The sequence below is a fragment of the Arthrobacter nitrophenolicus genome (assembly GCF_045833485.1).
Taxonomy (GTDB): Bacteria; Actinomycetota; Actinomycetes; order Actinomycetales; family Micrococcaceae; genus Arthrobacter; species Arthrobacter nitrophenolicus.
On sequence record NZ_CP174504.1, the window covers coordinates 1,652,262 to 1,677,185 of the forward strand.

Genomic DNA, 24,924 nt, shown 5'->3' on the forward strand with positions numbered 1-24,924 from the left:
GCAACTGATCATCGTTGTGATCATCGCTTGCCGTCAGCGGGCGCGCTCGACCCGCTTTTCGTCCCAGACGGGCTCGGCCGATTCATACACCTTGCCGTCGGAGCCGAACACGAGGAACCGGTCGAAGGTCCGTGCGAACCAGCGGTCGTGCGTCACGGCCAGGACGGTGCCCTCAAAGTGGTCGATGGCCCGTTCCAGCGCTTCAGCCGAATGCAGGTCAAGGTTGTCCGTGGGCTCGTCAAGCAGCAGCAGGGTGGCACCGCTGAGCTGGAGCAGCAGGATCTGGAACCGTGCCTGCTGCCCGCCGGAGAGCGACTCGTACTTCTGCTCCGACTGTCCGGCCAGGCCGTAGCCGTCCAAGGCACCGGCTGCGGCTTCGCGGCCCAGCCCCGAGCGGTGCTCGTCCCCACGGTGCAGGATGTCCAGCAGCGTCTTGCCCAGAAGGTCGGGCCGCACATGGGTCTGCGCGAAGAAGCCGGGGCGGATGCGGGCCCCAAGTTTGACGGTCCCTTCGTGCGGCACCTCCGCTATGTCCACGTCGGATACGGGCAGGTGCTCCCGCTCCGGGTCCGTGCCACCGGTCGCAAGCAGCCGCAGGAAGTGCGACTTGCCGGACCCGTTGGAGCCCAGGACCCCAACCCGGTCACCGAACCAGACCTCCGTGGAAAACGGCTTCATCAGCCCGGTCAGTTCCAGCTGCTCCGCAACAATGGCGCGCTTGGCCGTGCGGCCGCCCTTGAGCCGCATCTGCACGTTCTGCTCAATGGGCAGCGCCTCCGGCGGCCCGGCCTCGAGGAACTTGGCCAGCCGGGTCTGGGCTGCGTGGTACCGGTTGGCCATATCGGAGCGGAAGGCTGCCTTGTTCTTGTACATGTTGACGAGTTCCTTGAGCTTGATATGCTCCTCGTCCCAGCGTTTGCGGAGTTCCTCGAACCGTGCGTTCCGGTCTGCCCGCGCTTCCACGTAGGAGCCGAATCCGCCGCCGTGGATCCATGCCGCAGCCCCGTTGATGCCGGGCTCCAGCGTCACGATCCGCCCCGCGGCATTGTTCAGCAGTTCACGGTCGTGGCTGATGAAGAAGACCGTTTTCCTGGACTCGTTGAGCTTCTCCTCGAGCCAGCGTTTGCCGGGCACATCGAGGTAGTTGTCGGGTTCGTCCAAAAGCAGCAGCTCATCCGGTCCGGCGAACAGCGCTTCGAGGACCAGCCGCTTCTGCTCACCGCCGGAAAGGCTCGACGCCGGGCGGTGCTGGGCGCGGTCAAAGGGGAGTCCCAGCGCGGCCATGCAGACCTCATCCCAGACGGTCTCCACGTCGTATCCGCCGGCATCGCCCCAATCGACGATGGCCTGGGCGTACCGCATCTGGGTGGGCTCGTCGTCGTGCTCCATCATGGCCAGTTCGGCCTCGTCCACCTCGCGGGCGGCGGCAGCCAGCGCCGGCGGGGCGGCGGAAACCAGCAGGTCGCGCACGGTGGATCCGTCCCGGACCTGTCCCACGAACTGGCGCATGATGCCCATGCTTCCGGACCGTCCGATGACGCCCTCATCAGGGGTGAGGTCTCCGGCGATAATCCGGAACAGCGTGGTCTTGCCCGTCCCGTTGGGTCCGATCAGCGCAGTCTTGGTGCCGTCCGGAACCTTGAAGGTGACCCCATTCAGCAGCTGGGTGCCGTCGGAGAGGAAATAGTCGATGCCGGAAACGTCAATATGGGCCACGCAGTCCATCTTCCCACGCCCCACCCATGAGTTTTTGCCCGGATATGGCGGCCTGACGGGCTTGGAAGCCGCCATACGTGGACAAAAATTCTAGCCGGCGGCAGTCAGGAATTCCTTGAGCAGCGGCCCCGAGGTGGTTGCGCCCAGCCCGCCGTCCTCCACGAAGACGGCCACGGCAAGGTCGCCGTGCACGGCCACGATCCAGGCGTGGGTCTTCGGCGGTACATCATTGCCGAACTCGGCGGTGCCTGTCTTGGCGCCGACCGGAGCTCCCGGAACCGAGGACAGGAACCCGGCGTGCCCGCTGGTGACGACGGCACGCATCATGTCCGCCAAGGACGCGGCCTCCTCCGCGGTGATCGGCTGCCCGGAAGCTGGAGCAGGGGCTTCCGCCGTTGCCGTGGCCGAGGGCTGGGCGGCGGGGGCAGTGGAACCGCTGGTGGTCCCGGCAGCCGCTTCGCCGCCGTCGGGATTCAGGACGAGCTGCGGCGCCACGGGTGCGCCCTTGGCCACGGATCCCGCCATCATGGCGGCAGCCAGGGGTGACAGCAGGATCTTGCCCTGGCCGATCATGGACGCGGCATGTTCGGTCCCCGACGCCTCACCCGGGACAGATCCCAGGAAGGCTTCCGCTCCAAGGGTGGGGGCCTCCACGGCCAGTCCCATGGCCATGGCGACAGACTCGAGCTGGCCCTGCGAGACTTTGTCCCGGGCGGCAATGAATGCCGTGTTGCAGGAGTGCGCAAAGGCGTCCCGGAGGGTGACCGAGCCCAGGGAACCCTCCGGATACCCCTCCGCATTCTTGAAGGTCCGGCCATCCACCGTGAGCGTGGGAGTGCACTCAACCTTGGATTCGGGCGTCAGGCCGTTGCGGAACATTGCCAGGGAATCGACCATCTTGAAGATCGACCCCGGCGCGTACTGGCCCAGCATGGCGGTGTTGTAGCCGTTGCTGCCCGGACCGGATGCGACAGCCAGGACGGCACCTGTCGAGGGCCGGAGGGCGACGATGGCGGAGGCAGGTCCCACCTTCGCCAGGGTGTCTTCGGCAAGCGTCTGCAGCCGGGGGTCCAGCGTGGTCTTCAGCGGTGTGCCGGACGTCGGTTCCACCTCGAACAGGACCCGCCGGGGGTCCGTTGCCGAGGACTGGATCTGTTCCCGGGTCAGGTCGGCCCGCTGGGCACGGATGACGACGGCGTCAGACCCGCGGAGCTGTTCGTCGTACTGCTGCTGCAGCCCGCCGATGCCGGTCAGGTCGCCGGCAGCGAGGGCCCCTTCGGATTCTTCGATCTGTTCCGCCGTGGCCTCACCCACGGAACCGAGTACGGCGCGGGCAAAAGACCGGGTGGGGGCCAGGGGCATGGTGGCGGGGATGGCGCGGGCACCGGGAATGGCGGCGATCTGTTCGTTGGTGATGGTGCGGCCCTCTTCCCGCAGCGTGATCGCCGGAACGAAAGCTTCGGCGCCCGAGGCCTTGACCTGTTCCGCATACACCGCGGGATCGACGCCCACCAGGGCGGCGAGCTTGCCGGCCGAATCAGCAGGATCGGCGGAACCGAGCTGGGGCTTGTCGATGCCGACGTTGACCACGGGGCGATAGGTGACCAGGGGGACGTCCCCGGCGCCGAGGATATCCGCACGCGGCGGCGACTGGGCGCCCTTGCTCAGGACCTCTGAATCAGCCAGGCCAGGCACCAACGTGGCGGGGTCCCATACGGTCAGCCATTTGTCGCCGGACTTCTTGAACCTGGCCGAGACCGTATATTTCCATTCCGCCTCGCCGAACGTCCACGTGTAGTTCAGCGGCGCGGAGGCGTTGTCCCCATCAAGGGTGAGCTCGCCGGCGGCAACGGAAGGCTTTTGGGGATCGAGGGCCGCGAAGACGGACTTGAGCTGGTCGTTGGCGGCAGCAGCATCCTTGCCGTCGAACTCCACGGAACTGATGTCCAGGCCGGAAACGGCGATGGCAAGCTCCGCAGCTGCGGCTTCCGCTCCGCTGCGGCCGTCATCGCAGGCAACCAGTGACGTTCCCAGGATGAGCGCGGCAACAGCAACAGCAAATATCGATTTTTTCCCCATCGCGCCATTATCCCCTGCTTTTGCCGCCGGTTTTGCCTGCATGACGGACCGCCCCGGCGGGTCAGTTGCCGCCGGCAGTATTCAGTCCCAACGCGGGTACCGGCAGCCGGAAAACATCCTGCAAGGCATGTGTCGCCGCATGCAGGCCGGGCATTCCCGTGACGCCGGGGCCTGGCGGTGTGGCGGATGAACACAGGTAGACGCCCGGCAGGGGAGTGCGCCACGGAACGCGTGACACCACCGGCCGGCGCAACAGGCCCCGCAGGTCCATCGTGCCCACGCTGAAGTCGCCGCCGATGTAGTTGCGGTTGTACTCGGCGAGCCCGGCGGCGGTAACTGCCTTCGACTGCACCACGAGGTCGCGGAACCCGGGTGCAAAGCGTTCCAGCTGGGCGGTGACGGCTTCCGTCATGTCCCTCGTTGAATTGGTGGGGACATGGCAGTAAGTCCACAGGGTGTGGCGGCCCGCCGGCGCCCTGCCCGGATCGAACCGGGACGGCTGGGCAACCAGGACGTAGGGTTTCTCCGGATGCCTGCCTGCGTTGACGTCATTCTCAGACCGGGCCAGCTCCTCCCGGGTGCCGCCCAGGTGGACGGTGCCGGCGTCGGCCAGTCCAGGCGCCTGCCAGGGGACAGGTCCGGACAGGATGAAGTCCACCTTGCAGGAGCCATTGCCGTACCGGAATGACTCCAGGGAGGAGCGGTAGCGGGCCGGCACGGCATCCCCGGCCATCTTCAGCAGGCCACGCGGAGACACATTCAGCAGGACGGCGCGTGCCTTGGGCAGGTCCGTCAGCCTGTCCACGGGTGCGCCGGTGTGGATGACACCCCCATGGGCGGTGAGGTCCCCGGCAAGGGCCGCTGCGATGGCGGCGGAACCGCCGATCGGGACGGGCCATCCCTGGGCATGGCCCAGGGCGCTGAGCATGAGGCCAGCGCCGGCTCCGGCCAGGGACGGCTGGTGGGTGATGGCATGGGACGCCACCCCGCTGAGGAGGGCGGGTGCGTACTCCTCCCGGAACCTGGCGTTCCATGCCGGTGTCCCCTGTTCCAGGGTGCGCAGGCCAAACATGACCGCCGCGAGCGGGTCCCGGGGAATCCGGTACAGCTGGTTTTGCGTGAAGTCCATGACGCCGTCGATGTTCCTGACCAAAGGCGCCATCAGCCGGCGGTATGCTGCACCGTCCCTGCCGAGCTCCGCTGCTGTGCGGTCCAGGGACCGGTACGCGAGGGCTGCGCGTCCGCCGTCCAGCGGCGAACCGTAGGAAATGTCCGGGCTGACCAGCTCCACCCGGCGGGCCAGCTCAAAAGAACGGAAGAACGGTGAGGCCAGCGCCATGGGATGCACCGCCGAGCACACATCATGGAAGTGCCCGGGCTGCATCAGTTCGGAGGTCCGCGTCCCGCCGCCAATGGAGGACGCGGCCTCGAAGACCTCCACGGACAGTCCGGCCCGGGCCATGACTGCTGCTGCGGCCAGGCCGTTGGGGCCGGCACCGACTACCACTACGTCAGGCATGCGTGGGGTCCTTTCCAGGAAGAATGGGATGTTCCGCGCGGCGCAGGCTGAGGCGGAAGCGGTCCGGCGCGCCGGAAAACGGCCCGCCATGGGGGTCATCAACGTGGTGGCGCCGGATGGGGTCGTAAGTGGGGTCGTAGATATCCCAGGTGATCCTCACCATCAGGTACGCCACGGCCACCATGTGGGCGGCCACTGCCAGGACGTAATACGGCATGTCCAGGTTGTGCTGGGAGGAGCCTGCGCTGGTCACCTGACCAAGGTACATCCACACCGCGCCCCAGTGGAGGCCTTCAATGCCCTGCCACACCAGGAAGTCCCGCCACCGTGGCCGGGCAAGCGCGAGCAGCGGGATCAGCCACAGCACAAATTGCGGGGAGTAGGCCTTGTTGGTGAGGATAAACGCTGCCACCAGCAGGAAGGCCAGCTGGGCCAGGCGTGGGCGGCGGGGTGCCGTCAGCGCAACAAAGGCGATCCCGGCGCACAGCAGCGCAAGGAATGTCGGTGCAAGAAGGTCGACAGCCGCCGGACTCAGGCCCGGCCAGCGCAGCCTGCCGGCGAGCAGGTTGTAAGCAAACCATGGGGAGCTGTAACCGGCATCGCGGTCAGCGCTGAACCGGAAATAGTAGGACCAGCCGCTGAAGTTGGCCGCTGCGAACGGCAGGTTCACTGCAGTCCAGGTCACGGCCGCGGCTGCGCCGGTCACCAGCAGGGGACGGTATTGGCCCGTCCGCAGGGCCAGCAGCAGGATGGCAGCAAGGACCAGCAGGGGATAGAGGTTGGTGGCGGTGGCGAGTCCGAAAAGGATGCCGGCAGGCACCAGCCGCTGCGACGCGAAAAAGTACATTCCCACCGCCACCAGGCACACTGTCCAGAGGTCCCAGTTGATGGTTCCCGCGAGGATGATCCCCGGCGCGAGCGCCACCATCGCGGCGTCCCAGGGCCGGCGGGCCGATATCCGCGCTGTTGCCAGGACCGTGACCACAGCCGCCGCGGCCAGCAAAACGGCGTTGATGTCGAAATACGCCAGGACGCGTCCTTCGGAGGCGCCAGTGCCGGGCACCAGCCAGGCGGTTAGCCCCGCCACCAAGGCTATGAGTACCGGATATTCGAACTGCCCGCCCAGGATGGGGAAGGCGCCGTCCGCCAGGCCGCGGCTCCGGAACAGCTCGGGGAAGTCCGAATAGCAGGTGGCATAGAAGTGTGTGGGCGGCTCCCAGCCGTTGGCGCGGCAGTACCCCTTAAGCAGGACTCCTGCCAAGGCTGCGAGAACGGCCAGGAGTACCAGGACCCGCTCCACGGTGAAAGGACCCGGAGAAACCACGCCCGGCTCGGATCTGCGCCCCATGGGACCGCCGGCTACCTCGGTGAAATTCCGCAACAGGACGTCGCTGCGGCTGGGAACCACCAGCCGCGACCGTGCCCGGTTCCCCGCAGGCTGGCTTTCCTCCATGCAATCGAGCTTACCGGTGTGCCTGTGGTCTGGGGCGCCCCACACCACAGGCCCACGGCGTGCTCAGCGGAGGCCGCCCATTTGCTGGTGCATCAGGACGAAGACGTCTTCCCTCTGCTGTTCCAGCAGGTCCCTGTTGAACTGCTTCCTGCCGGACAGTCGCAGAGGAAACAGCAGTTCACGGATCTTCCGGACCATGGTTTTTCACCTCCTATTAAAGGAATGCCGGTCAAAAGGCAGCCCGAAAAAAGGGCGCAGCAAATTAACCGGTAAGTAATGGGAAAATTGCAGCAATAATTAATGCAGGAAATACCCCGGGTATAGATTGGGTATTCCAGGCGTCAATAAGTGCGGGGAATGCCGCGCGCCGCAGGCAGGACTAGGTCATGCAACGGCTAGCGGGCCGGCATGGGCTGCAGAATACGGGAAGCCTAAGCCGCCACATGGAGCGGGAGCTTCTGGTTCCCCGGAATGTACTGCCGGTCAGCCGCCGCCGGTAATCAGCAGACGGCCGAGCGGCCAGGCGTTAGCAGCCCGGAAAGCCCCAGGACAGGTGCGCATTATGCGCCGAGGCCGGGGCGGCATTGATGGTGGTCTTCCGTCCGCCAGTCAAAGTCATCATTTCTCCCAACCTCCTTTTCTCCTGTTTGCCGCAATGAAAGCGTGCAGCCGGGGCGCTGACCCCTGGCAGATTGCCTTGGGGACAGGAATAAAAGTACACCACTAATCCGTGGTTGACTACCTAATTCGGGAAAACTGCAAAAAGAAATTTCAACGAGGGATTGTTAGAGGCCCCAGCGCACAATTGCGGGGGTCTTCTTGTCCCAGCCCAAGGTGCAGACTTTGGCCGTTCCAAGAATGAAATGCCGGCCCTCGGTAGGCGGCAATTCGAGCCAGCGGGCAGTCAGGATCCGGGAAAAGTGTCCGTGCGCCACAATGAGCACATTGTCCATCCCCGATTCCAGGATCCGCCCAATGATCTTGTCGGCCCTTGCCGCCACTTCGTCGAGCGTCTCGCCGTTGGGAACACCGTGGGTCCAGATGAGGTAGTCGGGGTTGTCCTTGCGGATCAGGTCGGAGCTGATGCCCTCGTAGTCGCCGTAGTTCCATTCCACGGCCAGCGGCTCATGCTGTGCGTCGGGAAAACCCGCAAGTTCGGCTGTGCGCCGGGCCCGCCGCAGGGGCGAGGTGAGCACCAGGTCGAAGTCCACTGCGTCGAGCACCTTCCGGGCCTCCACGGCCTGCTGTTCACCTTCTACCGTGAGCGGTAGGTCCGTCAGCCCGGTGTACTGGCCGCTCTTGGACCATTCGGTCTCGCCGTGGCGCAGGATCCAGAGCTGGGGGCGTGGGGCAAGGGCGGGATATGTCACTTGGTCTCCTCGGAGGGGGAAGGTTCGACGACGGCGGGAGACCCTGCGGGATCCGCTGCAGCAGGTGCCGATTCCGGCTGCCCGGCCCACCAGCGGAGCAGCCGGGCCTCAGCTTCCTCCGCTGGAAGGGGTCCGTGTTCCATCCGCTCGTTGAGCAGGAACTTGTAGGCCCTGCCCACGACGGGCCCGGGCTTGAGGCCGAGCACCGCCATGATCCGGGCCCCGTCCAGGTCCGGCCGCACGGCATCCAGGGACTCCTGTTCCTTCAGGGCGACAATGCGTCCTTCAAGGTCGTCATAGGCGAAAGCGAGCCGCTCGGCCTTGCGCTGGTTCCGGGTGGTCACGTCGGACCGCGTCAGCCGGTGCAGGCGCTCCAGCAGCGGCCCGGCGTCGGTGACGTACCGGCGGACGGCTGAATCCGACCAGCCGGCGTCACCGTAGCCGTAGAAGCGCATGTGCAGCTCCACCAGCCGGGCAACAGCCTTGGTGGTGTCCTTGTCGAAGCGGAGGGTCTTCATGCGCTTGGTGGTGAGCTTGGCACCCACCATGTCGTGATGGCGGAAGCTGACCGCGCCGCCCGGTTCGAAGCGCCGCGTAGCCGGCTTGCCGACGTCGTGCATCAACGCCGCGAAGCGCAGCACGAAGTCGGGGCCGGGGACAGGGCCGTCCGCGTCCGTTTCCAGCTCCGCTGCCTGCTCCAGCACCTGGAGGGAGTGCTGGTACACGTCCTTGTGCCGGTGGTGCTCGTCGGATTCAAGGCGCAGGGCCGAGACTTCCGGGAGCACGTATTCGGCCAGGCCGGTATCCACCAGCAGGTCCACCCCCACGCGGGGGCGGGCGCCGCAGATGAGCTTGACCAGCTCGTCGCGGACCCGCTCGGCCGAAATGATGGTGATGCGCTCCGCCATCCGGGTCATGGCCTCGCGGACGTCGTCGTGCACTGCCACCCCCAGCTGCGCGGCGAACCTGGCGGCCCGCATCATCCGCAGCGGGTCGTCGGAGAAGGACAGCTCGGGCGCACCGGGCGTGGCCAGAACTGAAGCGTGGAGGTCCCGCACGCCCCCGAACGGGTCCACCAGCTCGAGGGAGGGCAATTTCAGGGCCATGGCGTTAATGGTGAAATCCCGGCGGAGCAGGTCATCGGTCAGCGACGACCCGAAGGCCACCACAGGCTTGCGGGACTGCGGATCGTAGGCTTCGGCCCGGTAGGTGGTGATCTCGATCTGGAACCCGTCCTTGCGCATGCCGATGGTTCCGAAGGCGCGGCCGATGTCCCAGAAGTTATCCGCCCACTTCTTGATCAGGGCTACCGTCTGGTCCGGCGTGGCGTCCGTGGTGAAATCAAGGTCGGGGGAGGTCCGCCCCAGGAACAGGTCCCGCACCGGGCCGCCCACGAGCGACAGTTCATGCCCGGCGTCCACAAAGCGCTGACCCAGCTCCAGGACCACCGGGTCCACCTTGAAGTCGACGGTGTGAGATTCAGTCTTGTGATGTACGTGCGCCATAGTTACTTAAGCTTGGCAGAAACCGGCGGCCCGGCAGGCCAAAATACTGTCAAGATCCGGAGGATTCCACCTGCCGGCATGAAACTGCGTCATATGCCGTCCATGTTGTTGTCATGTTCCGGTCATCACGAACGGGCAACAGTCGTTAGAGTGGACTCCATGGCCCATCCAGTACCGAGCGCTCCAGGCAGGAGGACGAACGCACCATTGCCATCGGCAATCGGTGCGCATGTTGCCCCTGCCCCGCATTCGGCGCCGGCCTCGCTGCCCACGGTGGAGGAAGTCTCGGCCGGCGGCGTGGTGGTGGACACGTCCGACGCCGAGTTGCGGGTTGCGATTATCGCCCGCCTTAACAGGGGCGGACGCCTGGAGTGGTGCCTGCCCAAGGGCCATCCGGAGGGCAAGGAAAACAATGAAGAGGCGGCGGTCCGGGAAATCGCCGAAGAGACCGGCATTGAGGGCAGCATCCTGGCCCCGCTGGGCAGCATTGACTACTGGTTCACCGTCAGCGGCCACCGCGTCCACAAGACTGTGCACCACTACCTCCTGCGCGCCACGGGCGGCGAACTGACCATCGAAAACGATCCCGACCAGGAGGCCGTGGACGTGGCGTGGGTGCCCATCCAGGAACTGGCCCGGAAACTCTCCTTCCCCAATGAGCGGCGCATTGCCGACCTCGCCCGTGAGGTCCTGCCCGGACACTTATAGGGTGCCCCGGCCTCCCGTCCGCCGCAGTGTGCCTGCCGCGCTGGCGTCCGGGCGTTGCGGCGATAAGCCCCTGCGGGTGAGACGATGAACTCGATGTCAGCTACCAACTCTCCATCCGATAACGCCGGCCGCCGCGGCGATGCGGTTCCCGACGGCGTGCCCCCGGAAGCGGGCGGGCCGGACCTTGCCGGTCCGGATGCCCCGCAGGTTGCGGCGGGTGCCAGCGAAACCCGGTCCAGTGCCATCATGGCCGCCGGGACCTTGGTTTCGCGTTTCCTGGGATTTGGCAAGACCTGGATGCTCGGCACTGCCCTGGGGCTTGGCTCCACGGTCAACGACACGTTCATCAATGCCAACAACCTTCCCAACCTGATCTTCCTGCTGGTGGCCGGCGGCGTGTTCAACGCGGTCCTGGTGCCGCAGATCATCAAGGCCAGCAAAGCGCCGGACAGGGGAGCCGACTACATCAGCAGGCTGCTGACGCTTGCTGTCCTGCTCCTGCTGGGCCTGACCGCCATGGTCACGCTGGCCGCCCCGTGGGTCATCGACCTGACCACCCAGGGCTATTCACCGCAGCAAAAGGCGCTGGCAGTCACGTTCGCTTTCTGGTGCCTGCCGCAGATCTTCTTCTATGGCCTGTATGCCCTCCTCACCCAGGTCCTCAACGCCAACGGCGCGTTCGGGCCGGCCATGTGGGCGCCCATCCTCAACAACATCGTGGCCATCGCCGGGCTGGGGATGTTCATCTGGATCTTCGGCACCAACGAGGCCAATCCCCACAGCCTGGACAACTGGGGCGATACGCAGACGCTCTTTGTGGCAGGGTTCTCCACCATCGGCGTCGTCTCCCAGACGGCCATCCTCCTGATCCCGGTCTTCCGGCTCCGGCTCGGCCTGCGGCCGCGCTTCGGCTGGCGGGGCGTCGGACTCGGCCAGGCAGCCAGGCTGAGCGTATGGACGCTCCTGACGGCCGCCGTCGGGCAGCTCGCGTTCCTTTACGTCATGCGTATCGCCACCATTCCCGGTGCCGAACGCCTCCGGCTGCAGGAGGCGGGCGACCCGGCAGCCGCCATGCTGCCCGGAAACGCCGTCCTCGAGGTCGCCAGCCAGCTGTACCTGCTGCCGCACTCCATCATTGCGCTGTCCCTCGCCACGGTGCTGTTCAACAGGATGACCCGCGCGTCCCAGGACGGCAACCGGGACGAACTGCGCGATGCGCTGTCCCACGGGCTTCGCACCATGGCCGTCGCCACCGTGTTCGGCGCGCTGGCACTGTTCGCGCTGGCCGGACCGCTCGGCATGTTCTTCTCCGGAGGCTCGCGCCAGGACGGCGTGATGCTGGCCCAGACGCTCACCATCCTCGCCCTGAGCACTCCCTTCATGAGCGCGAACTTCATGATGTCCCGGGTGTTCTACGCCAACGAGGATGCGCGCACGCCGTTCTACATCCAGCTGCTGCTGGCGGTGGTCTACGTGGCGGGTGCCTTCGCCATCCAGTTCCTGCCGGTAAACCAGATCATCTACGCCATCGCCGTCCTTTATATGGTGGGAAACATCCTCTCCGTGGTCATCAGCGCCTACTTCCTGCGCCGGCTCCTGGGACACCTGGACGGTCCGCGGATTGCCAACTCCTACATCCGGATGGGTTACGCCGCCCTGGGTTCAGCAATCGCCGGTGCCGGGGCCCTCTGGCTGATGGGCAGCTACAGCCCCGATGGCTTCGCCTGGCAGAACCGCCTGACTGCATTGATCACGGTGGTGGTGGTGGGCCCCGTCATGCTGGTGGCCTACTTCTTCCTGCTGAAGCTGTTCCGGGTTGCGGAACTGCGTGACCTGCTCCGGCCGCTGCTTGGCCGCCTGGGCCGTGGGGGCCCCGCTGCTCCTGCCGCGGAAGGCGGGGCGCCGCCGTCGTCCGCCCCGGAAGGGACCCCATCGGTGGAAGGTGCCTCGGCGGAGGCCCGCATGCACCGCCCCGAGCGTGCCACCACCTCCGTGGATACCGGCCTGATCCCCAGGATCTCCGGCGAATTTGACGCGGTGTCCTTCCGTGCCGGCCCGGAGCCGGAGCGGACGGCGGGCGGTGCGAATTCACATGACGGCGGCCCCCAGGAAAAGTCCGACGGCGGGTACCTGCCCGGCGAGGACCAGCCCGGCACCGCACGGGGAGGCCTGCTCCGCGAGCAGATTCCGCTCCCCGGGCGCCGCACCTTCCAGGGGAAGGCCGGCGAGAACCCCTATTTCAAGCAGCGGCGGCGGCGTAAAAAGTAGGCTCCCGGCCGCTCCCGACGGCCATAGTCCGCGGCGTGCCGGACGCAATCCGCTAGGATCGGAAAGGTACAGGGGGAGTTGCATTCGGGGGCAAGCCACTCGGCGGGTCCTTGAACGGGGGTTGCATCATCCATGCCGGCAACCCCGGACAGTCTAGGAGGAACACGTGTCCAACCCGATCGATGTCGGATCAGTACTGGGCGGCCGCTACAAGGTCACAGCCACGGTATTGGCCTCGCACGACCACGATCTGGTGCTGGACGGTGTGGACCAGGTCCTGAACCGGCCGGTCAGCATCCTGGTTGCCGGTCCGCAGAACACGGAGCAGGTTGCGCAAAGCGCCCGCGAAGTGGCCACGGGTGAGCGGCCTGGTACCGTCCAGGTCCTGGACCTCGGCGTGAGCGATGCCGCCACCTACCTTATTACCAACCACACCTCCGCCGCTGACCTGCTGGACCTTGTGGTCGCCTCGAACCCGCCCTACGTGGAGCCTTTCTTCACTGACACGCTGGGCAGCGAGATCTTCGGCCAGCCCCGCTCCCGTGAGCCTGAGCCCTACGACGAGGAAGACCACGTCGACGCCGGATATATCAATTACGGCGACACGCACCAAAGCCAGGTGGACCCCTACCGGACCGCACCTGTTGTGCCGCCCAAGCCTCCCGCGCGTCCCGCTGCGGCACCCGGAAGCGGCCGGAGCGGAGCTTCGATAATCGGCGGTGCTGCTGCCGCGGGGGCTGCTGGCGGTGCCGCCGCTGCTGCGGGGTCCGCTACCGGCAAAGCAGCAACGAGCCACGCTGATCCGGACGCCACCGCCGCCCAGCCGGTGCAGGATGTATCCAGCGGATCGGCTCCAGCTCCCGCCACCGCCCCTGGCAATGCGATCGGGGATACCGGTTCCGGCAAGCCCAAAGTGTCGTTGTGGTCCGACGACGATTACGCCCAGGCGGACGAGCAGGAGCAGTACCACGCTGACTCAGAGCCGTACGATGAACCCCAGCCGGTCAACAAGAAGCCCGCCATGTTCGCCCGGGCCGCGGCACCCGCTGCTGCCGGCGTCTCCTTCGCCGACCCGGGGGATTACGACGGCGACCGCGACGAGCCTGAACGCGAACCGCGCTCCATGCGCTGGCTCGTGGGCGGGCTGCTGGCCGTCGTCCTCATTGCCGGCCTCGTGTGGGCGCTGACCGGTTTGGGCAGCCTCTTCTCCCAGCCGCAGGCAAACAACCCCGCACCGGTGGCCCCCACCAGTGCTCCCGAAGGATCAGCCGCGGCAACCCAGGCACCCAGCTCCGCTCCGCCTGCCGCACCGCCGGCCATCGAAAGCGTTTCGCGCCAGGGCAATTTCGACTTTGCCGCGACCTTCGACGGTGACCTGGTGAAGGCCTACGACGGGAACGCAGCCAGCTACTGGTCAGACATGGAATTCGCCACCGAAAACTGGGGCGGCCTGGCAGCCCAGGGCGTACCGCTCGTGGTCAAACTCGAGAAGCCCGCTGCGGTCTCCTCCATCACCCTGTCCCAACTCGGTGGCTCCGGGGGCAACATCACGGTCTACACCAACGACCGCCCATCGCTGGACGGGGCGCGTGCAGTGGGGACCAGCAGCTTCACTTCCACGGACCTCAACATGCCGCTGGCAGAACCTGCCCAGGCACAGTACGTCATCGTTTCGATCAACTCCCTTCCCAAGCTGGCCGCGCCAAAGACCCGCTATGGTTACGGTTTGCGCCTGGCGGAGATCAAGGTCCAGTAGCGGCTTATTGGACGTCTGCGGTCCTCAGGTACACGGCCCTTCCCTTCGGGGGAGGGCCGTTCCTCTATCCGCGCCGGTAGTGGTGCCCGGCCGGGGCGACGCATCGCGTCATCCAGGATTCGACGGCGTGCCTTCCCGTCGTCCTTGGCTCTGGCGGGGCGGTAATCTGGAACGAGCGCCTGGAGGGGGCCGCACTTTGCCGTTCGCCGGCTGTCATCCCAAATCCAGCGCCGGAATATTCAGCATCCAGTAGCAGTTGTGCCATGTGGCCGGCCTCCACAGCGGGGCGCGTCAAGTAAGGAAGAGGTTCACCGTTCAGTGACCATCGCAGAAAACACCGCGTCCGAAGTGCGTGATGTCATCATTGTCGGCTCCGGACCGGCCGGCTACACAGCCGCCGTCTACACGGCCCGTGCCAACCTGAAGCCGCTGCTGCTCGCCGGCTCTGTGACCGCAGGCGGTGAACTGATGAACACCACCGACGTTGAGAACTACCCGGGTTTCCCCGACGGCATCATGGGTCCGGACCTCATGGAGAATTTCGAGAAACAGGCCGCACGCTTCGGCACTGAGATCCAGTTCGAGGATGTCACGGCACTGGATCTCCAGGGCCCCGTGAAGACGGTGACCATTGCGACGGGGGAGACCTTCCAGGCGAGGGCAATCATCCTTTCCACCGGGTCCGCGTACCGCGAGTTGGGCCTTCCCAACGAGAAGCGGCTCTCCGGGCATGGTGTCAGCTGGTGTGCAACCTGCGATGGTTTCTTTTTCAAGGACCAGGACATTGCCGTCATCGGTGGCGGCGACTCCGCGATGGAGGAGGCCCTGTTCCTCACCAAGTTTGCAAAATCAGTCACGGTAGTACACCGCCGCGATTCTCTGAAGGCATCCAAGATCATGGCAGACCGCGCGCTGGCCCACGAGAAGATCAACTTCATCTGGAACAGCACCGTGGAGGACGTCCTTGGCGAAGACAAAGTCACCGGCCTGACGTTGAAGAGCACCCTCGATGGCACGGAGTCGCATCTTGCCGTGACCGGTGTGTTCGTGGCCATCGGCAACGACCCCCGGACCGACCTGATCAAGGATGTCCTCGATCTGACGCCCGAAGGAACCATCGCCGTGCAGGGGAGGAGCTCCAAAACCAGCATCCCCGGCGTTTTCGCTGCAGGGGACGTCATCGACCCCACCTACCGCCAGGCCATCACGGCTTCCGGTTCCGGATGTGTGGCTGCCATCGATGTGGAACACTACCTGGCCAACCTGCCCGCATAAGTCAGCAACCTACGAACCGAGGAGAAAGAGAACGCAATGAGCAACGCAAAAGACGTAACTGACGCAAGTTTTGGAACGGACGTCCTGTCCTCTGAAAAGCCGGTAATTGTCGATTTCTGGGCTGAATGGTGCGGCCCTTGCCGCAAGCTCGGTCCGATCCTCGACGAAATCTCCGTTGAGTACAGCGAGAAGGTTGATGTCGTCAAGGTGAATGTCGATGACAACCCCTCCATTGCTGCGGAGTATGGCATCACCTCGATTCCCGCCGTCTACCTGTTCCAGGGTGGAGAAGTGAAGAGCACGGTTATCGGTGCAAAGCCGAAGCAGTTCTTCGAGAAGGAATTCGCGGACGTCCTGTCGTAAACGCTCTTCCGGGCTCTTCATCGAGAACGTCGAAGTGGTCACCGCCTTCGGGTGGTGGCCACTTTTTTGCCTGGCTTGTAACGCCCGCGCTCGTGCAACAAGCCGCACGGGGAGGGGTGAGTCACGTTTCACGTGAAACCCTACAAGTACTTGCCCCATTACCCGACAATGCAACAGTGCTGATCGGCACGAGGGTCAGGCCATGTTTCACGTGGAACATGCACTTGTGGTTCGCGGAGCCCTTGGGGGTTGCTTGGTTGGCGCCGTAGACCTTCCGATGACAGAGAGTTGTCCACGGTGTTTACCGCCGAGGTACGTAGATGTCTGCTCACCGGCACAATTGGGAAGTAGCTGGGGCAGAGCACAAGCAAGACCACCGATGCCCACGGCGTTGGGCTCCCGACATAGCCCGGCGCTGCTTGATCGGCGTTTCACGTGAAACATCACTGGCCCACGCACCCCAACAAGCTGCGCCATTGCGGCAGAGCCACAGCACCATGGACCCTCACAAATTTGAGTTGAAGTAATCAGACGCCTGCTTCCCTTGGATGAAAGCATAAGTGCTTGGTTACTGGCACAGCTCACCGTGATCACAACCAGACCCACGTACTCGCAGCGATATACCCCAGACAAGCGGCGCGCACTGTACTGATGTGCTCATAGTTCGAATTGGGGTGCTACGTCCACCGAACTCCCAACGGCAATCTGCCACTGGATGCAAGATGTTGTGGCCGGCAGCAAACAGAAGTGCTCATGTACCCGGGTATGGCCCGGGCGAAGAACTAAGCAGCCTACGCCCAAATCTCGCAAGACTGATTCGACTTCCTACACGAAGAGACGCATCCCAGCTCCCAACATAAGACCCGCTGCAGCGACATAGGACTCACTGCAGCAAGGGGAAGTGCGTTGCTAGGTGCAATTCTGTCAGTTCCGCTGCCGTTGCCGAAGCAAGCAGGATCTTGTGCCGCAAAACGTCTAACCAGGGGTGAGTTAGAAGTGGCATAGCGAGGGCCAGATCGCCCGACTGGAACTGGACCGCGGCCTAATCCTGAGCCTGACCGCAAGCCTGTCCTCGACCTGACTTGTAACTCACCCGGACCTCCGAATCCTATATCGCGAATCAGGCTTCTTGGCGTACCGATACGGCCACCACGTTGCATCGGCTCTTCTTCTGGCGTTACCCGTATGGCGGCGTGTCAATAGCCGCTCATGGGCTGCACAGTCTGAGCCGGCCTGGCAGGTCCGCAGGTCGTCCGGTCCTGGCTTCCAATCCGCCGGGACCGTTCCCGTTGCGATCCGAAGCTGCAAAATCACCACGCCCGCTGCCTTGTTTCACGTGAAACAGTAGGAGCGTGAAGCTGTCACGGTCCGCGTGAAAAAAGAGCTGAACGGAAGAGACGGAAAGGAGAACGCAAGGTTCACTAGCTGGCCGCCGGAATCACCGGCAGCCGGAACGCAGTCGTTAAGGTGGCATCCTCCTTTTCCTTTAGGATCCGAGTCGAATGTTCAGGCTCAGGGCATCGCGGTAGCCCCTGGTGCTAGGTCACTACGCTCTTGACGCGTGGCGTCGATGGGATATCGCGGCAACGGCAATCGCGGGCGTACCCAGAGCGGCTATCCAAAACATCGCGGAGGTACGGTGGAAGCATCACGAATCCGGAGACCGACACATCAAAATTCGTCTGCGGGGCGCGTCGCCCAGTGGGAGCCGCTTCGTTCAACACTGGCTTCATCGCAATGGGTGGGAGGGCCAGGCATGATCGGTCCGACGGCAGCTTACCAGGGCACAAGCGGATCTCAGCAGCAGAGGCGCCGGTTGCAGGGGTTGAAGCGTCAGCTCTCGGACCAAATCTGGGCCGCTAGCGCCCACCGCTATTCACAAGTTTTCCACAGGTCACTAGTGATCTTATGCACACAGTTATCCACAGGCAGCTCAAGACCGGAGACAGCTTCTCGTGGGCATTGCTAGGCGGTCTCCTGGCAGGACAAAGGAGTCGGGGAGCGTTCAGGCGTCTTCGGATGGTCGCGCCGACCCGCAATGGTATCGGTCGTACGCGAAAACCTAGCTAACTGGCCAGGGAAATCAACCCGGTTCGTGCTTTCAAAGACTAAAAGGCAGCGATTCCTAGCCATCCGTGAGGGTGCCCGGTTTCACGTGAAACAAGAGCTAGCCGTGTCCCTTGCCAACGACGCTCCTTCGAGCTTGCGAGGGTACGGTCATGTGCTCGGTTGGGCTCGTCGTCCTCGGACGGACTGAACAGGATGACTACGAGTTATCCACCACGTTATCCACAGGGATATCCACTGATGTCCGAACCCGATCCGCGGGGTGTGGATGAGCTGGAAACCATCATTTGGCGCGGCAGACGCTCCTGTTGTTGGCCCGGCTCCGGCATCCGGAAGGTCCGCGCCCGGCCACTCGAAGCAGACCTCTTGGTCAGCTACGGGCCTGGGAACATCACAGCAACACCTGCGGTATGTCGGTAGCAGGTGTACCCAGTCACCAGCAGCACCTGTCGTGCCCCCGGCGTGGGCGGAGCCTGTACCGGATGTCAAAGCGGAGTCGGCCGCCTACTTCCCAGAGAGGAAAGGGTCCATACCTGCCGTCCCGGGGATTGCCCACAAGGAGGCGAGCCGCGCGACCGTGGCACAGACGGGACCCATCAAAGGCCGCGGAATCACTCCGTCTGCGCGTCCTGTCCGCTATATGCGCTCACACTGCATTGCTGCGGGTTCCGCTCATATCGGAGTATCGGAGTCGGATGTCGCCCCTGGCGTCCGGCAGAACGTACTGCTCGGCCGGATGGAACAAAGGGAGAACTGAAGGTTGCCGCCTGTATGGTCACAGAACCATGCGGGCCGCGGCGTCCGAGGAAGTGCCGAATTCGGGTGTGGGTACCGCTAGGGGGAGTGTCCGTGACGTCAGCGGGCCTACGTTCTGTTTCACGTGAAACAGCTGCCCCGCTTGTTGCGGGTAAACCGCACCATTGGAAATGGCTAGCGACATCAGGCCAAATGGGTCAGAATAGATAGCCCTCCTGCTGCACACTCAATCGGAGTGGAAGGCATTCTACTGACGGCGCCCATGCATTTAACGCGAAGGCACCCCAGTTTCGCCAGCGTCGAAAGATTTGCAAACGCCTCGGTTGGGCCTGGATAGCGGTGCTGCCTCATATTGAAAGAGTGAATATCGCCCTTGGGTACGCTGACGCCATGGGTGGCGCTCCGGTGATCGTGCCGTAGGACATCATCCGTAGCGTTAGCGGATCTTGATGTTTCACGTGAAACGCCACCAGAGGACCATAGAATGGGTAGTTTCAGCGTGTGGGTGACATTCCTGGGCTTCTTGCCAGGTAATCTTGCGACAAAAGCCGTATCTAGGGGAGGACCGGCAATCAGTGGGACACGTCTCCTTTCCAGCCACAAACTTGTCGTATTTTTCCGCAGGATCCGTCGCGATTGCCGTTTCTATGGCTTGACCTGTATCGCGCGAGATCAGGCGTAAGGGATGTACAGCACGCAAATGGCCGGGACATTTGTAGGTTTCTGAGAAGACCAGCTTGGGGTGGGTGCAGGCAATAGTCCCACTGGTCGGATCGAGATTCAGATCGAGAATCAGAACTCTGTTCACTGAACGCCTCACACCCGCGCTTCCAGGCGGATAGGGGGTCGCATATATCGAATATAGGGGAGTCCGACGCCTTTGCTTCTACAAATCGCCTAGGACGCCCCGATGTTCTGCCGCAAGCTCGTCGAAATTAATCAGGCAGCATGTCGCATTTCGCCGCAGGTGGAGGGGGCCGGATATCGTGATTCTTCTATCGATGGGCACCTTCTACGCTAGGCATAGTAGGCCCACGTGTTTCACGTGAAACGCAAAACTAGATGACGGCATCGACCTGAGCCGGTTCATGTGTGGTTTCTGCGGAGCTGGTTCACAAATAGATCTGTGTCCATATATGTTGCAGTTTCGGGGCTTCAAAACGTCGATTGCCTCTTCTACCGGGAGGGCGAGGGGCAATACAAACTGCTGAATTGTGAAGAATGAGATTTCCGAATAGTGATTTGGACTGTCTCATGACGTTCAGTGGCAAGTATAGGGCCCCCAACAGACGCAGAAGAGGCCCGGTTCGCAACGAACCGGGCCTATTCACAAGAAGTTGCTAGTTGGTGGAACCAGGAGCCAATACATCCATGATGCGGTTCAGGTCCTCAACACTCGCAAACTCAATGCTGACCTTCCCCTTCCGGACACCCAGGGAAATCTTCACGTTAGTGTCCAGGCGGTCAGAGAGGGATGAAGCCAGATAGTCGAGCCGTTCATGGCGGGCACCAGGCCGCGGAATGTTGTTCTTTACCGGTTTGGCTGGATCCTGGTAGAGCGTGACCGCCTCTTCGGTGGCGCGCACGGACATGCCCTCGGCAACAATCTTCTGTGCCAGCCGCTCCATGGCCGCGGCATCCGGAAGGGACAGCAGGGCGCGGGCATGCCCCGCAGAAAGGACGCCGGCGGCAACGCGGCGCTGGACCAGGGGAGGAAGCTTCAGCAGACGCAGCGTATTGGACACCTGTGGCCGTGAGCGCCCGATCCGGTCGGCCAGCTGCTCGTGGGTGGTACCGAAATCCTCTAGCAGCTGCTGGTACGCCGCAGCCTCTTCCAGCGGGTTCAGCTGGCTCCGGTGGAGGTTCTCGAGCAGAGCATCGCGAAGAAGGTCGTCGTCGGTGGTATCCCGGACGATGGCCGGGATGGTGTCCAGCCCCGCCGCTTGGACTGCGCGCCACCGGCGTTCACCCATAACGAGCTCGAACGGCTCGCTACCGGATTCGGTTGACTTACGGACGACAATTGGCTGCAGGACGCCGATTTCACGGACAGAGTGCACCAGCTCCGCCATGTCGTCCTCATCGAAGACGTTGCGCGGCTGCTTTCGGTTGGGATGGATATCCGTAACCGGTATTTCGGCGAAGCGGACACCCGGAACTTCGACGAGCTCCACCCCGTCGTCAATCAGCGCGGGGGCAGCTACCGGCTCCGCCGTGGACCCATCCGAGGATTCATCGTCGCGGACTTCGGCCTCAGCCGGCTTCGTAACATCCGCCTTGGCGGGAGAACCCTTGCGCGCCGAACTCTTGGTTGCAGCAGAAGTGGAGGAAGATTCCGTCTTCTTGGCACCTGCAGAATCCGTAGCGGAAGAAGAAGTGCCTGCTTCCTGCGAATCACCATCCTGTTTCCTGGACGGCCTGGACGTGGTCCTGGGGGCAGGGGAAGCGATCAGCTTGTCTGCAACGGACTGCGCTGTGCCGGCAGCAGCGTCCGGCGAATCACTTTTCTTCCGTCCCTCAGGAAAGAAGAGGTCAACCGGGCGGGATACTGCTGCACCGTTGCTCTGCCCGTTGGATGCGGCGGAACTTGGAATCAGCGCGCCAAGACCGCGGCCTAGGCCCCGTCGCTTCTCGCTCATGGATAAATCCCTCCAGTGGTAGAACCAGGCAGTGCCGGTTCCGGTCGTTGCAGTTTGAAGATTTCTAGCGTTCTGCTATTTCAGCAGCGGCTTCCAGGTAAGACAGTGCGCCACTGGAGGAAGGGTCATACGTCATGACAGTCTGCTGGTAACTCGGCGCCTCGGAAATGCGGACCGAGCGCGGTACTACGGCAGACAGCACCTGTTGCGGGAAATGCGTGCGGACTTCGGCAGCAACCTGTGCAGCAAGGTTGGTGCGGCCGTCGTACATGGTGAGCAGAATCGTGGAAACTTCGAGCTCGTCATTGAGGTGCTTCTGGATCATCTCAATGTTCTTCAGGAGCTGGCTGAGTCCCTCGAGCGCATAGTACTCACACTGAATGGGAATCAGGACCTCGTTGGCGGCGCAGAACGCGTTGACTGTGAGAAGTCCGAGGCTCGGCGGGCAATCGATGAAGATGTAGTCCAGCCGCTCCTCTCCGTTCTTTTCACGCGTCTTGGCATATACATCGATGGCCCGGCGCAAACGCTGTTCACGCGCCACCAGGGATACCAGCTCGATCTCCGCGCCTGCGAGGTGGATGGTGGCCGGCGCGCAAATGAGCTTATCGATATCGGGGCACTGGGCCACCACGTCTGCCATCGGCACATCGTTGATGAGGACGTCGTAGATGCTGTCGACGTCCGCGTGGTGCTCAATGCCCAGCGCTGTGGAGGCGTTTCCCTGCGGATCGATATCGATCACCAGGACATTCAGTCCGGCTGCTGCCAGTGCGGCCGCGATGTTCACGGTGGTGGTGGTCTTTCCCACCCCACCCTTCTGGTTGGACACGGTGAAGATCCGGGTCTTCTCCGGCCGGGGCAGCTTGCGGCCCATGAGGCGCTCCCGGCGCTTGGTTTCGTGCGCGAGCTCGCGGGCGATAGGACTGGAATCATCCATCGCGTCAATGATGTTCGATCTACCGGCAGGGGTTGTTTCACGTGAAACGAGGGCGGCGGATCCGGCATTCGCTACCGATTGCGGATGATTTCCGCCCCGGCCAGGGGCAAGTCCCGGTCCAGTGACGGAACGAGCTGACCCCAATGACACAAACGGCGGTATCCGTTGTGCGGAGGCTTCACTACTGGTCACTGGGGCACACTCACTCTCGTTCAGCCATTTTTTGCTGCCGTTGACTAGCCTAACTGCTTGGCCCGGCAGACTACGGCTACCGGGCCAGGACTAGGACTTCTTTTGGGACTTGTTTACAACGATGCGCACTACCGTGGTGGGTTCCTCAAGCAGGTTGTCACCCACGGTCAGGACTGACGTTTCAACGCCGCCCAGTTTGCGGATCACCTTGGCTGCTTTTTCGATTTCTTCGCCGGCGCTCCGTCCCTTGATGGCAACAACTTCGCCCTTGCCGTTCAAGAGGGGGATGGTCAGCCCTGCGAGGTTACTCAATGCCGAGACTGCCCTCGCCGTCACCACGTCTGCATCAACATGGCCAACGGCCAGTTCGGCACGCGTGCGCATCACCGTCACGTTGTCCAGCCCGAGGTCGTCCACCACCTCCTGGAGCCAGATCACCCTGCGTTCCAGGGGCTCGATCAGGGTCAGTTCCAGGTCGGGCCGGGCGATGGCGAGGCACAGACCAGGCAGGCCGGCCCCGCTGCCGACGTCGGCTACGTGGCTGCCGTGCGGGATCTGACTCTCGATGACAGCGCAGTTCAGCACATGCCTGCTCCACAACCGGGGGATTTCCCGCGGCCCGATCAGGCCGCGTTCAGTTCCCGAAGTGGCAAGATGCTCAACGTAGCGCTTGGCCAGATCAAGGCGGTCGCCGAAGATTTTTTCGGCGGCCAGAAGCTCAGGTGCCGTGATGTCAACCATGTTCAGCGGGCCAGCAATTCTCTAGTCTGCGGATACAACAATGTGGCGTCCGCTGCCTTCGCCCTCGGACTCACTGACGAGCCCCAGGTCTGCGACGGCGTCGTGGACGATCTTCCGTTCGTAGGCGCTCATCGGTTCCAAGGCCACGGACTTGCCGGTTTCCTTCACTGCGGCCGCGGCGTCCTCCGCGATCTTCTGCAGGTGGCCGGTGCGCTCCTGGCGGTATCCGTTGATGTCAAGGACCAGCCGGGACCGGTTCTCCGTTGCGGACAGCACCGCAAGGCGCGTGAGCTCCTGAAGTGCTTCAAGGACCTCGCCGTCCTCGCCAACCAGGCTCTCCAAGCCTTCGGACTCTTCCTCGGCAACGATTGAAATGTAGGTGCGGCCGTTGCGGACCTCGATGTCGATGTCGCCGTCGATATCGGCGATGTCCAGCAGTTCCTCAAGATAGTCCGCCGCGATGTCGCCCTCTTCCTCGAGACGGCTGACAGCGGACATCTTCGGCGCGGAAGTCTCTTCGTTCACGGACTCGTCCTGCTCTTCGATCATGTCTTCAGAAAGGGCGTGTTCGGTGCTCTCGGCTGACATTACTTCTTCTTCCTGTTCTTGCGCTGGGGCTGGACACGCTGGCCCTTGGGTTCGGCAATGGCTGCTGCCGCGGCGGCATCGGCGTCGTCATCCTTCTTGCCGCTGAGGATGGACAGGGCGGGCAGGCCCTTGGCGGCACGGCGCTCGGCAAGGGCCTTGGCGGCGGGGGATCCCGGCGTCGGCATGCGGCGGATGACGAAGAACTGCTGGCCCATGGTCCACAGGTTGGTGGTGGTCCAGTAGATCAGGACACCGATGGGGAAGTTGATGCCGCCCACACCGAAGACGATGGGCAGGATGTACAGCATCATCTTTTGCTGGCGCATGAACGGGCTGGCCATGGCCTCTTCGGACATGTTCTTGGCCATGATCTGCTTCTGCGTGATGAACTGCGAGGCCGTCATGGCCAGGATCATCAGGATCGAGAGGACGGCAACAGTGATCTGGTTCTCGCCGCCGCCGCCGTGCAGCAGCGTGGCGTTCAGGGGTGCCCCGAAGATGGTGGAGTCGTCGAACTGCACTACCTGGTCGTGGCTCATGGCGCCGATGCCTTCGCCCTTGTCGCGGGCACCTGATATGCCGGACAGGACGGTGAACAGCGCGAAGAAGAACGGCATCTGGATCAGCATGGGCAGGCATGCGGAGAACGGGTTGGTGCCGTGCTTCTTGTACATGGCCATCTGTTCCTGCGCCATGGCCTGGCGGGACAGCTGGTCGGTCTTGCCCTTGTACTTGTCCTGGAGCTTCTTCAGGTCCGGCTGCAGGAGCTGCATGCCGCGCTGAGCCTTGATCTGTTTCACGAACACGGGAATCAGGGCGGCACGGATCACCAGCACCAGCCCGATGATGGACAGAGTCCACGTCCAGCCCGATGCCTCGGGCAGGCCGATGGCGGTCAGGCCCTCGTGGAAGCCCACCATGATGATGGACACAAGCCACTTGAACGGAAACATGATTGTTTCAAAGAAGTCCATACTTATCCCTATTCG

At 63.6% G+C, this 24,924-nt stretch carries 17 protein-coding genes; 5 read left to right on the forward strand and 12 right to left on the reverse strand.

Annotated elements, in window-relative coordinates:
• Positions 1 to 33 precede the first annotated feature (33 nt).
• From ACJJV6_RS07775 to ACJJV6_RS07805, 7 genes are all read right to left on the reverse strand, one after another.
• A complete protein-coding gene (locus ACJJV6_RS07775) occupies positions 34 to 1,716 on the reverse strand; it encodes an ABC-F family ATP-binding cassette domain-containing protein (protein WP_407710259.1) in 1,683 nt (560 codons plus the stop codon).
• 90 nt (positions 1,717 to 1,806) lie between these two features.
• The gene (locus ACJJV6_RS07780; RefSeq protein WP_407710260.1) at positions 1,807 to 3,795 is read right to left on the reverse strand and encodes a penicillin-binding transpeptidase domain-containing protein; all 1,989 of its coding nucleotides are present in this window, start codon (positions 3,793 to 3,795) and stop codon (positions 1,807 to 1,809) included.
• Between the two features lie 61 nt (positions 3,796 to 3,856).
• Positions 3,857 to 5,314, reverse strand: coding sequence for a phytoene desaturase family protein (locus ACJJV6_RS07785; RefSeq protein WP_407710261.1), 1,458 nt, complete (start codon positions 5,312 to 5,314; stop codon positions 3,857 to 3,859).
• Entirely contained in the window at positions 5,307 to 6,767 is a 1,461-nt protein-coding gene (locus tag ACJJV6_RS07790; RefSeq protein WP_407710262.1) for a glycosyltransferase family 87 protein, read from the reverse strand. Before ACJJV6_RS07790 ends, ACJJV6_RS07785 begins: the two co-directional genes overlap by 8 nt.
• A gap of 63 nt (positions 6,768 to 6,830) precedes the next feature.
• A complete protein-coding gene (locus ACJJV6_RS07795) occupies positions 6,831 to 6,965 on the reverse strand; it encodes a hypothetical protein (protein WP_009357098.1) in 135 nt (44 codons plus the stop codon).
• Positions 6,966 to 7,552: 587 nt separating this feature from the next.
• A complete protein-coding gene (locus ACJJV6_RS07800; protein WP_009357099.1) occupies positions 7,553 to 8,137 on the reverse strand; it encodes a histidine phosphatase family protein in 585 nt (194 codons plus the stop codon).
• Entirely contained in the window at positions 8,134 to 9,642 is a 1,509-nt protein-coding gene (locus tag ACJJV6_RS07805) for a CCA tRNA nucleotidyltransferase (RefSeq protein WP_407710263.1), read from the reverse strand. Before ACJJV6_RS07805 ends, ACJJV6_RS07800 begins: the two co-directional genes overlap by 4 nt.
• A 207-nt stretch (positions 9,643 to 9,849) precedes the next feature.
• Here ACJJV6_RS07805 and ACJJV6_RS07810 point away from each other — a divergent pair, with 207 nt between their 5' ends.
• The 5 genes from ACJJV6_RS07810 (at position 9,850) to trxA (ending at position 16,012) form a co-directional block, all read left to right on the forward strand.
• A complete protein-coding gene (locus ACJJV6_RS07810; RefSeq protein WP_009357101.1) occupies positions 9,850 to 10,350 on the forward strand; it encodes an NUDIX hydrolase in 501 nt (166 codons plus the stop codon).
• Between the two features lie 93 nt (positions 10,351 to 10,443).
• Entirely contained in the window at positions 10,444 to 12,618 is a 2,175-nt protein-coding gene (gene murJ / locus ACJJV6_RS07815) for a murein biosynthesis integral membrane protein MurJ (protein ID WP_407710264.1), read from the forward strand.
• 166 nt (positions 12,619 to 12,784) lie between these two features.
• On the forward strand, positions 12,785 to 14,374 hold the full coding sequence (locus ACJJV6_RS07820; RefSeq protein ID WP_407710265.1) for an ABC transporter substrate-binding protein: 1,590 nt from the start codon (positions 12,785 to 12,787) through the stop codon (positions 14,372 to 14,374).
• A gap of 318 nt (positions 14,375 to 14,692) precedes the next feature.
• Positions 14,693 to 15,649 (forward strand): thioredoxin-disulfide reductase, encoded by a 957-nt coding sequence (gene trxB, locus ACJJV6_RS07825; RefSeq protein WP_407710266.1) that lies wholly within the window; start codon positions 14,693 to 14,695, stop codon positions 15,647 to 15,649.
• Between the two features lie 36 nt (positions 15,650 to 15,685).
• Positions 15,686 to 16,012 carry a thioredoxin gene (gene trxA / locus ACJJV6_RS07830; protein ID WP_009357103.1) on the forward strand — a complete coding sequence of 109 codons (327 nt, stop codon included), beginning with the start codon at positions 15,686 to 15,688 and terminating at the stop codon, positions 16,010 to 16,012.
• A gap of 4,163 nt (positions 16,013 to 20,175) precedes the next feature.
• Here the strand turns inward: trxA and ACJJV6_RS07835 are convergent.
• From ACJJV6_RS07835 to yidC, 5 genes are all read right to left on the reverse strand, one after another.
• Entirely contained in the window at positions 20,176 to 21,474 is a 1,299-nt protein-coding gene (locus ACJJV6_RS07835) for a ParB/RepB/Spo0J family partition protein (RefSeq protein WP_407710267.1), read from the reverse strand.
• 64 nt (positions 21,475 to 21,538) lie between these two features.
• Entirely contained in the window at positions 21,539 to 22,606 is a 1,068-nt protein-coding gene (locus ACJJV6_RS07840) for a ParA family protein (RefSeq protein ID WP_407710268.1), read from the reverse strand.
• A gap of 90 nt (positions 22,607 to 22,696) precedes the next feature.
• Positions 22,697 to 23,347, reverse strand: a complete 651-nt coding sequence (gene rsmG / locus ACJJV6_RS07845; RefSeq protein ID WP_133350297.1) for a 16S rRNA (guanine(527)-N(7))-methyltransferase RsmG — start codon at positions 23,345 to 23,347, stop codon at positions 22,697 to 22,699.
• A 21-nt stretch (positions 23,348 to 23,368) separates the two neighbouring features.
• On the reverse strand, positions 23,369 to 23,935 hold the full coding sequence (locus ACJJV6_RS07850; RefSeq protein ID WP_009357106.1) for a R3H domain-containing nucleic acid-binding protein: 567 nt from the start codon (positions 23,933 to 23,935) through the stop codon (positions 23,369 to 23,371).
• Entirely contained in the window at positions 23,935 to 24,909 is a 975-nt protein-coding gene (gene yidC, locus ACJJV6_RS07855; RefSeq protein WP_133350293.1) for a membrane protein insertase YidC, read from the reverse strand. Before yidC ends, ACJJV6_RS07850 begins: the two co-directional genes overlap by 1 nt.
• Between the last annotated feature and the right edge of the window lie 15 nt (positions 24,910 to 24,924).